11 protein-coding genes and 1 tRNA gene are annotated in these 11,065 nt (G+C 47.9%); 5 read left to right on the top strand and 7 right to left on the bottom strand.

The features are described 5' to 3' along the window. Positions 1 to 87 precede the first annotated feature (87 nt). Complete coding sequence (locus IPL71_RS05880) at positions 88 to 261, bottom strand: hypothetical protein (RefSeq protein ID WP_345319760.1); 174 nt, start codon at positions 259 to 261, stop codon at positions 88 to 90. A gap of 52 nt (positions 262 to 313) precedes the next feature. Between IPL71_RS05880 and IPL71_RS05875 the strand changes: the two genes are divergently transcribed. The 5 genes from IPL71_RS05875 (at position 314) to lysX (ending at position 5,592) form a co-directional block, all read left to right on the top strand. Beyond that, on the top strand, positions 314 to 1,696 hold the full coding sequence (locus IPL71_RS05875; protein WP_345319758.1) for a LeuA family protein: 1,383 nt from the start codon (positions 314 to 316) through the stop codon (positions 1,694 to 1,696). A 77-nt stretch (positions 1,697 to 1,773) separates the two neighbouring features. Next, the gene (locus tag IPL71_RS05870) at positions 1,774 to 3,045 is read left to right on the top strand and encodes a 3-isopropylmalate dehydratase large subunit (RefSeq protein WP_345319756.1); all 1,272 of its coding nucleotides are present in this window, start codon (positions 1,774 to 1,776) and stop codon (positions 3,043 to 3,045) included. A 104-nt stretch (positions 3,046 to 3,149) separates the two neighbouring features. Further along, complete coding sequence (locus IPL71_RS05865; RefSeq protein ID WP_345319754.1) at positions 3,150 to 3,659, top strand: 3-isopropylmalate dehydratase small subunit; 510 nt, start codon at positions 3,150 to 3,152, stop codon at positions 3,657 to 3,659. Beyond that, a complete protein-coding gene (locus tag IPL71_RS05860) occupies positions 3,660 to 4,661 on the top strand; it encodes an isocitrate/isopropylmalate dehydrogenase family protein (protein ID WP_345319752.1) in 1,002 nt (333 codons plus the stop codon). 88 nt (positions 4,662 to 4,749) lie between these two features. Further along, complete coding sequence (gene lysX, locus IPL71_RS05855; protein WP_345319750.1) at positions 4,750 to 5,592, top strand: lysine biosynthesis protein LysX; 843 nt, start codon at positions 4,750 to 4,752, stop codon at positions 5,590 to 5,592. Positions 5,593 to 5,635: 43 nt separating this feature from the next. Here lysX and IPL71_RS05850 read toward each other — a convergent pair. From IPL71_RS05850 to IPL71_RS05825, 6 genes are all read right to left on the bottom strand, one after another. Continuing rightward, a tRNA-Pro gene (locus IPL71_RS05850) sits at positions 5,636 to 5,709 on the bottom strand. Positions 5,710 to 5,753: 44 nt separating this feature from the next. Continuing rightward, positions 5,754 to 6,647, bottom strand: a complete 894-nt coding sequence (locus IPL71_RS05845) for a hypothetical protein (protein ID WP_345319748.1) — start codon at positions 6,645 to 6,647, stop codon at positions 5,754 to 5,756. 81 nt (positions 6,648 to 6,728) lie between these two features. Further along, positions 6,729 to 8,225, bottom strand: coding sequence for a carboxypeptidase M32 (locus IPL71_RS05840; protein WP_345319746.1), 1,497 nt, complete (start codon positions 8,223 to 8,225; stop codon positions 6,729 to 6,731). A 141-nt stretch (positions 8,226 to 8,366) separates the two neighbouring features. Further along, positions 8,367 to 9,098, bottom strand: coding sequence for an SH3 domain-containing protein (locus tag IPL71_RS05835; protein WP_345319743.1), 732 nt, complete (start codon positions 9,096 to 9,098; stop codon positions 8,367 to 8,369). A gap of 2 nt (positions 9,099 to 9,100) precedes the next feature. Beyond that, positions 9,101 to 10,363, bottom strand: a complete 1,263-nt coding sequence (locus tag IPL71_RS05830; protein WP_345319741.1) for an ABC transporter permease — start codon at positions 10,361 to 10,363, stop codon at positions 9,101 to 9,103. Further along, positions 10,360 to 11,064: an ABC transporter ATP-binding protein gene (locus IPL71_RS05825; protein ID WP_345319739.1), complete on the bottom strand. Its 705-nt coding sequence runs from the start codon at positions 11,062 to 11,064 to the stop codon at positions 10,360 to 10,362. The genes IPL71_RS05830 and IPL71_RS05825 overlap by 4 nt, the downstream gene beginning before the upstream one ends. Between the last annotated feature and the right edge of the window lies 1 nt (position 11,065).

Below are 11,065 nucleotides of genomic sequence, written 5' to 3'. Positions count from 1 at the left end.
AATAAAAAAATAATACCATTCCCCATACGGGTACTCATCCAAAAGTAACAAGTACTCAAATGGGTCATATAAATTCATTGACACATGTTATGCATCAAGTAAAATGATTTCAATGTTTACATATTCTGCTTTCTGTTTCGAGACCAAATCCAAGCGCAAGCCCATGTCTACAACTTCGGTTGTCGGATCTGGGCAGGTTTCGGTTAAACAGGAAACAGGCAAACGCCTGCCGTAATTTATTTTATTTACCTGTTTATTCAAAACGCTCTCCGATAACGGAGGGCGTTTTTTTTGTTTTGAGAAAAGGAAACCCATGCTTGAAATTTTAGACACAACTTTAAGAGAAGGAGAACAAACTCCTTACGTCAACTTTACCGTTGATGAAAAAGTGAAGATCGCACACATGCTCGACTCTGTCGGCGTGGATATGATCGAAGCAGGCGATCCATCCGTCTCGCCCAATGTTGCCAGGGCGATTAAGAACATCGCTTCTCTCGGACTTCGAGCTGAAGTGGTCGCCCATTCAGTTGCTTCACGCCTCAGCATTGACCGTGCCAAAGCTTGCGGAGCAAACCGTGTTGCCATCTTTTACGCCACCTCGAAAATCCATCTTGATGCGAAACTGCACAAAACGCAGGCACAGGCAATTGAGATCATTCAGGAACATATAGCATACGCCCGCAGCCTGGGAATGAAAGTCCGCTATACACCTGAAGATGCCACCCGCACAAACTTTGAGTTTTTGATTCAAGTTTGCAATGCAGCCATCAAAGCAGGCGCGGACCGTATCAGCTTTGCAGACACACTCGGCATTATGCAGCCACATATCATGTTTGATAAAGTGCGCGCTTTGCGAAAACATTTACTACCCTGCAAAATAGACCTGCACTGCCATAATGATTACGGCCTTGCTCTGGCAAACGCCATGGCCGGGATTCGCGCAGGCGCAGACTGCATCCACACCACAGTGAATGGACTCGGCGAACGAACGGGCATTCCCGATCTGGCAGAGACAGTCGTGTCGTTTCGTAATTTGGAGGGAAGCGAAAAATACAACATTCAGCCGTTGATGGATGTTTCCGGCTACCTTGAAAAAGTTTCTGGATTTTTCCTCGCGCCGAATAAACCGATCACTGGACAAAATGCATTCAGCCACAAGAGCGGAGTGCATACCAACGGTATTCTCAAGGACCCGCGCACCTACGAACCGTTCGACCCGTCCATTTTAGGGAGAGAGCGCAAGATCATCATTGATAAATACACAGGCAAGAGCGCGGTTGCTTCCCGTTTGGATGAATACGGAATCGAAGTCAGCCCGGCAGAGTTGGAAGTGATCGTGACCAGAATCAAGAATATCGGCGATGAGCGGAAACAACTCTTCGACGCGGATATTCTTGAGATCGCCGAGCAGGTAACAGGGAGAGAGATCGATGTCATCCCGCACGACATCAGCGCGATGTTAATGATCGAAGTCGAGTCGCATGTATACACATCCGCAGTGGTGCGTCGTATGCGCGGATTTACGAACGTCTCCAGCGTGTACGAAGTCACCGGCGAGTATGACATCAGCGCCTTCGTGAATGTGGAAAACGTAATGGCATTAAATAATTTGATCGAGGAAATTCGCACCGTGCAAGGCATCAAACGAACGGAAACACGATTGGTGCTGAAAAAATATAACGGGAAAGAAAAGTAGCCAAGTAAACACGTAAGCGAACAGGTTAGTGTACCTGTTTCCCCTGTTTACCTATCTACCAACATAAAGGAGAATTCATGGGCACACTAATCGAAGAAATTTTTGCACGCAAGGCAGGCAGACCCGTTACGGCAGGCGAGATCCTGCTGCTGGATGTGGACTACATTATGAGTCACGACAACACGACCCCACTGGCGATAAAAGCATTCCGCGAGATCGGCAAGCCAATTCTGGATAAAAATAAAATCGTGCTTCACCTTGACCACGCCTATCCAGCGCCGAATATATTGGCGGCTGAAAATCACAAAAAAATTATTGAGTTTGTGAAAGAACAGGAATTACCTTATCTATTACATCAAGGTGTCTGTCATCAAGTAATGATCGAAGAAGGATTTATCACGCCTGGCGCAATCGTCATCGGCGCAGACTCGCACTCGAATACGTATGGCGCAATGGGCGCATTCGGCGCGGGGCTTGGCTCGACAGAAATTGGCGTGGCATGGGTCACAGGCAAATGCTGGTTCAAAGTTCCAGAAACAATTCGCATTGAACTGACAGGACAGGCGCAAACTGGCGTGTACGCAAAGGATGTAATGATCCACATCGCAGGTCTGCTCGGCATGGACGGCGGCACATACCGCTCCGTGGAGTTTGGCGGTGACTATATCCGCAGGCTGCCCATGCACGAGCGCATCATCTTCCCGAACATGTCGACCGAGATCGGTGCAAAATGCGGGCTGATCGCCGCAGATGAAGTGACGATTAATTATCTCGAAAATGACACGCCCGCCAAAAGCAGAGTCCGGAGCGCGTCGAAGGAGCCGTTTGAAATGTTTGGGCCAGTGAATCCACATTACGAGCGAGTCGTTGAAATTGATGTCTCCACATTATCACCGCAAGTGGCTTGTCATCCTGATGTGGATCATGTCAAACCGCTCGAGCAAGTTGAAGGACTGGAAATAAACGAAGTGTATATCGGCACCTGCACGAATGCGCGTTACGAAGATATCGAAATCGTAGCGAACATGCTCAAAGGAAAAAAAGTAAATCAGTTTACGCGCGTGATCGTCACACCAGCCAGCGAGCGTATTTATAAAAAAGCCATGCAAAATGGATTAATCGAAATTTTATTGGATGCAGGCTGCACGGTCACAGGCAGCGGCTGCGGCGCATGTATCGGGCGTCATGGCGGAATCCTCGCAGCGGGCGAACGTGCCTTGACCACCATGAACCGCAACTTTATCGGACGCATGGGAAGTCCACTTTCAGAAATCTATCTTGCCAGTCCCGCCACTGCGGCGGCTACTGCGCTGACTGGGCGAATTACAGACCCGCGTGGATATTTATAAGGAATTAGGGACTAGGGATCAGGCAACTAGGAAAAACTAATTCCTAATTCCTAATTTCTAGTCCCTAATCACTAATGCCTAATCACTTACAAAAGGAGACTCTCATGGCAAAAGCCTGGACATTTGGAGAAAACATGAATACGGACGAGATCATTCCCGGCCGTTACAACATTACGATTGACCCGCTTGAACTTGCAAAGAATGTTTTTTGCGAGGTCAAACCAGAGTATGCAAAAACTGTTCAACCCCGCGACATCATCGTTGGCGGGCAAAATTTCGGCTGTGGCTCGTCACGCGAGCATGCGCCCATCGCCATCAAAGGCTCACAAGCCAAGTGCATCATTGCCCCATCGTTTGCGCGAATCTTTTTTCGCAACTGCATCAACATCGGACTGCCGATTCTGGAATGTCCCGCCGCTGCTGCCGACATCACGGAAGGCGATGATATTGATGTTGACCTCGCGAGCGGCAAAATTTTCAACCGCACCAACGGGAATCAATATCAAGCCAACGCCCTGCCCGATTTTGTTTTGAAGATCGCAGACACGGGCGGCATTGTCAACTTTTTGAAAACACACGATATTCAAGAGCTAATGATGAATGCGGAAGGATGAATGATGAATTATAAAATCTGTCTTCTTCCCGGTGACGGCATTGGCCCCGAAGTGATCGCATCTGCAAAGGATGTATTGACCGCGCTGCCAATTCAATGGGACTTCATCGAATGCGGCATCGGATTCGGAGAATATCAACGTTCAGACTCCCCGCTGCCTGATTCAACCATCAGACAAATTCGCCACGCTGACGCCACGTTGTTCGGCGCAGTCACCACTCCCCCCAACATCCCGAATTACTTTTCTCCCGTCGTGCGAATGCGCCAATCGTTGGAGTTGTTTTCCAATCTACGTCCATGCCGCTCCATTCCACATCCCTCCTCCCGCTCAGGCATTGACCTGATCATCGTCCGCGAGAACACCGAAGGATTGTACTCCGGCATCGAACGTCTTGAAGATGACGGCAACCGCGCCATCACCGAACGTGTCATCACCCGCAAAGGCTCGGAGCGAATCATCCGCAAAGCATTCGATACCGCCCGCCAAACGGGACGCAAATCCGTTCACGTGGTTCACAAAGCCAATGTGTTGCGTCAAACCTGTGGATTATTTCGCGCAATAGCCTTTGAGATTGCGAAAGAATATCCAGAGATCACCACGCACGAAATGCTCGTAGATACCTGTGCAATGGAACTTGTCCGCGCGCCGGAGCAATTTGAAGTGATCGTCACCACCAATCTATTTGGCGACATTCTCAGTGATGAAGCCTGCATGTTCGTCGGCGGACTTGGCGTGGCAGCCTCCGCAAATATTGGTGCAGATGCAGCGGTCTTTGAACCTGTCCACGGCAGTGCGCCGCCCTTGGTGGGTACAAGCAAAGCCAATCCCATTGCCACCTACCTCGCCGCAGCCATGCTATTGGATTATATAAATGAAAAAGAATCCGCTGAACGCTTGCGAAACGCAGTGGAAGCCTGTATAGCAAATAAAGAGTCCACGCCTGATCTGGACGGAAACTTGACAACAAGTCAGGTGACCGAAAGAGTGATTGAAAAATTGTAGGCAAGTAAACAGGCAGGCACGATGATCAAAACACGATACTTGTTTACTTATCTACCTGTATACATGTTTACATTCAAAAGGAGAAATCATGACCAAAGTTGGATTCTTATACACCCGCTTACGTGTTGAAGAAAAACATTTACTAGATGAACTGGAAAAACGCAAAGACGTGGAAGTTATCCGCATTAATGATGGGGATTTATTCTTCGACATTAATCAGATCCCTGAACAAATAGATGTACTCTTCGAACGCTCCATCTCTTATTCACGCGGATTGTACATCTCGCGCATTTTTGAGGCGCACGGCATCCCAGTTGTCAATTCGTCTGTTGTAGCCGAACGCTGCGGCGACAAATACATCACGAGTCAAATTCTCGCGCAGAACGGAATCCCAACTCCCAGAGTGTATATGGCGTTCGACGAAGAATCAGCACTCAGTGCGATCGAAGCGATGGGCTACCCCTGCGTACTAAAACCCGTTGTCGGGTCATGGGGACGCCTGCTTGCCAAGGTGGAGAATCGTCACATGGCTGAGTCATTGATCGAGCACAAAGCTACCCTGGGAGTCAATCATCAGGTTTTTTATATTCAGGAATATATTAACAAACCAGGGCGCGACATCCGCGCTTTTGTGATCGGCGATGAATGCATCTGCGCCATTTACCGCTCCTCAGAAAATTGGATCACCAACACCGCGCGTGGAGGCGTCGCCACAAATTGCCCCATCACCGACGAGATCGCAGAATTATGTCAACGTGCGGCGCGGGCGGTCGGCGGCGGATTGCTGGCACTTGATCTTTTTGAAACTGAAAACGGTATGACGATCAACGAGATCAATCACACCATGGAATTCCGCAATAGCATCACCACCACAGGCGTAAATATCCCCAAAAAAATGGCGGACTATGCCCTGATGAATATTCCCGCTTAAATAAACGCACCGCCTTCGGGTAAGGCGGTGCAAAACAAAACTGTCGGGGTGAGAGGATTTGAACCTCCGACCTCACGGACCCGAACCGTGCGCTCTACCGGTCTGAGCCACACCCCGGACGGAGTGCATTATACCATTGCAAGTTTTTTTAGCAAGTCTTGCTATGGGTTTAGTAAAATATCGAGGGTGTAAACATATATATGTTTCAGTAGATCAGGGTCTGTTACGCTTAGTAATGGATTTTCTTGATGAATGGTTAGGCGTACTCTTGTCGGTTCTGTGATTTTATAAGGCAGGGTGGTTTCAAATGCTTCGGGGTCAATGCCTTTGAAATCCAGTACACGCGAGGAGAGCGGTTTCCCATTGGGGAGAAGCAGATCTACAAATACAGGCTGGTCATTGAATGGCCAGAAAAGTCCTTTGAGATTTACTACACCACCAGAGATTTCATCGCCGTCTTCCAATCCTTCGAGCATGGTTCGTTCATAAATTGTGTTGCCCGGCGGATTGATTTGATTTGAACCAACGGAATACAAGAGTACGGGCATGGTGTTGAGCGCTTGAATACGACCAAACTCATCTTTTGTACTAACGCGAATATATCCAGCTTCGGATACGGCGCGAATCTCAAAGGAAAGATCGAAGTTTCGATATTTCCCGCTCAGATTACGTTCCACCCGTTCCAGAACTCGCTGTAGAATACGCCCGTCTTCGCCCAACAAATCTACTTGTACGATGTCACTTTCCCCTGAAATCAGTAGAACTTGTAAATTGAAGGAGGAAATAAGGCTGGACATGGGGCCGGGTGAGATAAACCGGATCTGTGCAAAATCATTAAAGCCCGGTTCTATTGTGGGCGTTGCGGTCGGATAGATAATGGATGGAAGCGGTGTTTCTGTTGGCAGAGCTGTTTCCACTGGCGCGGCCTGGCCGGTTAATGCGACCACTGTCGGAAGGTAATCGGGCGGGAAAGGCGTGAGCGCTGACTCTGCCGATTGTGAGCAGGCAGATAACAGTCCAAGAAAAGATGCGAGGAGTATGATTTTATATTTCATGGTTGATGAGAATCAACATCCCGCAGTCTGAGACGAGTCTCATGTCTCAATCTGCGGGATGTTTTATTTGTTATAACAAAACTACAATCCGTAGATGTCGCTGTATTTTTTTGTCAGGTAGCGCACATAAGCAGCAGAGTCGATTTTTGATCCGGTAACTTTTTCAATAAGATCCTGCGGATCATATTTGTGACCAAAGATATGCACTTTCTCACGCAGCCAGCCAAGCAATGAGTCGAATTTGCCTTTGCGAATTTGATCGTCGAGGTCGGTAATGTCGGCGTTGATCTTCTCCCACAACTGGGCAGAGACGAGGTTGCCGAGCGCGTAGGTTGAAAAGTAACCCATTAATCCGCTTGACCAATGGACGTCCTGCAAAACACCTTGCGCATCATTTGGAGGTACGATGCCAAGATAATCCTGCATTTTGGCATTCCAAATTTCAGGCAGGTCTTTTATTGCAAATTTTCCTTCGACCATGCCAATTTCAAGTTCAAGGCGCAGCATGACATGCAGGTTGTAAGTGGATTCATCTGCATTGACACGAATCATGGATGGCTCAACTTTATTTATGGCTTTATAAAATGACTTTGCGCTGACACCATCCAGTTGAGACGGGAATGTCTTTTTTAATTCGGGGAAAAAATATTCCCAAAATGGAAGTGAGCGGCCAACCAGGTTTTCCCACATGCGGGATTGGGATTCATGTACTGCAAGGGATGTTCCACCTGCAAGCGGCGTGCGCTCATAAATGGGATTACTGCCCTGCTCATACATGGCGTGACCAGCTTCATGCATGGCGCTAAATAAAGTGGAAAGCGGATTTTCGGATTCAAAGCGGTTTGTAATACGGGTGTCGTTGACACTAAAGGTTGTCTGGAAAGGATGCGGCGCCTTATCCTGCCGGCCGCGATTAAAGTCATAACCAAATTTTGAAATGACTGCTTCGCTAAAATCCCATACTTTCTTTTCGTTATATTTTTTGTGCAGGAAATCATCCTTGACCTGTCTGGCTGACTTAATGGATTTAATAAGTTCCACTTGTTTTGGGCGCAGGTTGTTGAAGATTTCCTTTACTTCAGAAGTTTTCATCCCGGGTTCGTAGTCATCCAGCAGAATATCATAAGGATGATCGGCGGGCGGGAAAAATGAAATATATTCCTGTACAAGCTCTACAACTTTTTCAAGGTGCGGACGAAAAATGGAGAAATCAGATTTACCCTTGGCTTCCACCCAGGCTTCAAAGGCTTTGGTGGTCACAATGGCTTGTTTGGATACAAACTGGGAAGGCACGCGTGTGGCTTTATCATAATTCCGGGCAGATACGCGTACCAGGGCGGCATCATCTGATTCAGCGTCTGTAAATTCGTACTTGAGGTCTTGCAACAATTTACCGACTTCATCTGAAGTTGATTTTTCATGAGCAATCTTGCTCAGTGTGCCCAACTGCTGACCGCGTGCATCACTGCCGCCGGGCGGCATGTTTACCTGTTGATCCCATTCCAATACACTGGCCGCGTGATAGACATCCGAAACTTCACCGAGAATTTCCTTTAGTTGATCCAATTTTCCAGACATGACAACCTCCTGAATTATGTTGACACATACGAAATGGCCTGATCAACTTCATCGAGGCCATCTGTAGTGGTGTCCATTAATGTTTCATGGATTGATTTTATCGTAAGTAGGCATGATTTGACATCCCACTTGGGAAGGGGTTCACGGGCAGTGCCTATGGTCACCCAACCCATCTACTATAATTTCTTCATCAGACCCTTCACGGATATCCACTTGAAGAACTTCCATTGGATCACCCGGGACGTCAATATCGTAGACCGTATAGGTGCCGGGATAAAGCCAAATTTCATTTTCAGGATACCCGAGATATGAGTTTAGATATATTTCACCAGGCAAAACATACATACGGTGATATGTACAATTCCGCAGGTATGCAGGCACGGGCCATTCTGTGGTGGTAAATTCAGGAACAGAGGCTAAATCACCCTCCACTTGTGAGTATTTCGTTTGAATGGATGCCCAGCCGGTTTTGTCAGAGTTTGGAATTTTGATCTGCACCCACTTGGAGAGCAGATCGCGCGCAATGACTTCGGCGCTGGTATCTTTATAAAGCACACTAATGGGATTAAAAGCCATATCGGGTCCGCGACGAATAAACAGATTCCCATTCACGGCATTAATCTTAACTTTGGGTGAAGAGACAACCGTTGGGGGAAGTTCTGTTTCAGTTGAGACAGGGGTTTCAACGGTTAGAGTCTGCGTTGGGAGCGGAGTAACAGTTTCATCTTGTGTTGTAAACGGTTCAATATCACGCGCGGTAGGCAGCGCAGAAGGCGTATCCAATTTAACCAACGCGCATGATTGAATCAACAAAACAAATAACAGGGCAATGGAGAGCGTTCTATATTTCTTTAACTGCTTGATGATTACCATGTCTACTCGTATCGCAAAGCTTCCACTGGCTCAAGACTCGCTGCCCGGCTGGCAGGGTAAATACCAAAGAAAAGACCAATCACAGCCGAGAAACCTGTTGAAAGCAATATTGCATCTGTTCCCACAACAGGAACAAAATTATTGCCTGTTGCAGCAGCCACCTGCCCCACAACAAACGCAATCAGCCAGCCAAATAAAATGCCGATAATGCCGCCAAACAAACTAAGCAATGAAGACTCGGTTAAGAATTGAAGCAGGATATCCTTCTTGCGTGCGCCAAGTGCCTTACGCAAACCAATTTCACGGGTACGTTCTGTAACGGAAACCAGCATGATATTCATAATCCCGATTCCGCCTACCAACAGGGAGATTCCTGCAATGCCGCCAAGAAAAATCGTTAAGACACCTGTGATCGTTTCAAATGTTTGGAGAAAATCCTGTTGGGTAAAAACAGTAAAATCATCATCACCAATGGGCGTGCGGTGACGTTGACGTAAAATATTCGAGATATCATCAGCCGCCTGCGGTACCGATTCTGCTGTGGTGGCTTGCACAAAGATCACATCCACTTCATCACGCAAGTCGCGTTTGATCAGGCGCGCCTGTGCAGTTGTAAACGGAATATAGGCATTGTTATCTTCACTGCCAAATGCTCCGCCGCCTTTTGCAACCAAAACTCCGATCACACGGAATGGCTGACCTTCAATACGAATGGTCTCACCAACCACTCCATCGGGATGCCCAAAAATCGCAGTGGCGGTTTCAGGCCCAAGGATAACAACAGACATGCGCCCCAGCATGTGTTCTTCATTAATGAACTCACCTTCGGCCAATTCCAGATTACGGACTACCAAATAATCAGGAGTTACGCCAGAAATGGTCGTAGTGGATTTTTCACCACCAAAGGCCAGCGTTCCATTTCCTTGAATGGCGGGAGCAACCGAAGCCACGGAAGGCGCTGCAAAAGGATCTGCTATTGCCTCGGCGTCAGCCAGTGTGAGCGGACGGTCATTGTTACCGCTTCCACTGTTACCGCCAGTTCCGGGAGGACCACCGCCTGTATCACTGCCTCTGAACACAAATAATAAATTTGTGCCGATGCTGCTAATGGAACCTGTAATGGAAGCCTGCGCGCCATTTCCCACAGCAAGCATGGCGATCACCGCCGCCACACCGATCACAATACCAAGCACTGTGAGCCCTGAGCGCATTTTATTACCATTCAAACTTTCAATGGCTTCGAGAAGAGCTTGTGTGAATGTCATTTCTTCCTCGCTGCTGCTTCTTCTTCACCAGATGATTCAAGTTCGCCATCGCGTAAGCGAATCACCCGCTGGGTTTGTTCTGCGATTGCGGCATCGTGCGTAACAATAATCAAGGTTGTACCGCGATCCTTGTTCAAGTTAAGCAAAAGGGTCATGATCTCTTTACCCACTTTCGAGTCCAAATTTCCTGTGGGTTCATCAGCCATAATAATGGCGGGATTGTTTACCAAAGAACGGGCAACTGCCACGCGCTGTTGTTGTCCGCCAGAAAGTTCGTAGGGACGATGTGTCATACGATCCTTTAGGCCAACGGCTTCAAGAGCAGCCTGCGCACGCTCACGGCGTCCTTCTGCCATGCCTGCATAACGTAAAGGCAGCTCAACATTTCCCAGAGCGGTCAAACGGGAAAGCAGATTGAAACTTTGAAAGACGAATCCGACCTTGCGATTACGCACACTTGCAAGTTGATCGTCATCCATTTCGCCAACTGATTCACCGTCCAAAATATATTCACCAGAGGTCGGCCTGTCTAAACAGCCAAGCGTATTCATCATCGTAGACTTTCCCGAACCGGAGGGGCCCATAATGGAAACCACTTCGCCGCGTCTGATCTTAAATGAAACGCCGCGCAGCGCCTGCACATCAAACTCGCCCATCCTATATGTTTTTACCAGATCACGAGCTTCGATCACCCAATCCATA

This window comes from Candidatus Villigracilis proximus, from assembly GCF_016717045.1.
Lineage (GTDB): Bacteria > Chloroflexota > Anaerolineae > Anaerolineales > Villigracilaceae > Villigracilis > Villigracilis proximus.
Note: the sequence above shows the minus strand (reverse complement) of the source record. Positions and strands in the feature narration are given on the sequence as shown.

Excerpts from the sequence above, each read along its gene's own strand:
- IPL71_RS05875 (WP_345319758.1), top strand. The coding sequence starts at position 314 with ATGCTTGAAATTTTAGACACAACTTTAAGAGAAGGAGAACAAACTCCT.
- IPL71_RS05870 (WP_345319756.1), top strand. The coding sequence starts at position 1,774 with ATGGGCACACTAATCGAAGAAATTTTTGCACGCAAGGCAGGCAGACCC.
- IPL71_RS05865 (WP_345319754.1), top strand. The coding sequence starts at position 3,150 with ATGGCAAAAGCCTGGACATTTGGAGAAAACATGAATACGGACGAGATC.
- IPL71_RS05860 (WP_345319752.1), top strand. The coding sequence starts at position 3,660 with ATGATGAATTATAAAATCTGTCTTCTTCCCGGTGACGGCATTGGCCCC.
- lysX (WP_345319750.1), top strand. The coding sequence starts at position 4,750 with ATGACCAAAGTTGGATTCTTATACACCCGCTTACGTGTTGAAGAAAAA.
- IPL71_RS05845 (WP_345319748.1), bottom strand. The coding sequence starts at position 6,647 with ATGAAATATAAAATCATACTCCTCGCATCTTTTCTTGGACTGTTATCT.
- IPL71_RS05840 (WP_345319746.1), bottom strand. The coding sequence starts at position 8,225 with ATGTCTGGAAAATTGGATCAACTAAAGGAAATTCTCGGTGAAGTTTCG.
- IPL71_RS05835 (WP_345319743.1), bottom strand. The coding sequence starts at position 9,098 with ATGGTAATCATCAAGCAGTTAAAGAAATATAGAACGCTCTCCATTGCC.
- IPL71_RS05830 (WP_345319741.1), bottom strand. The coding sequence starts at position 10,363 with ATGACATTCACACAAGCTCTTCTCGAAGCCATTGAAAGTTTGAATGGT.
- IPL71_RS05825 (WP_345319739.1), bottom strand. The coding sequence starts at position 11,064 with ATGGATTGGGTGATCGAAGCTCGTGATCTGGTAAAAACATATAGGATG.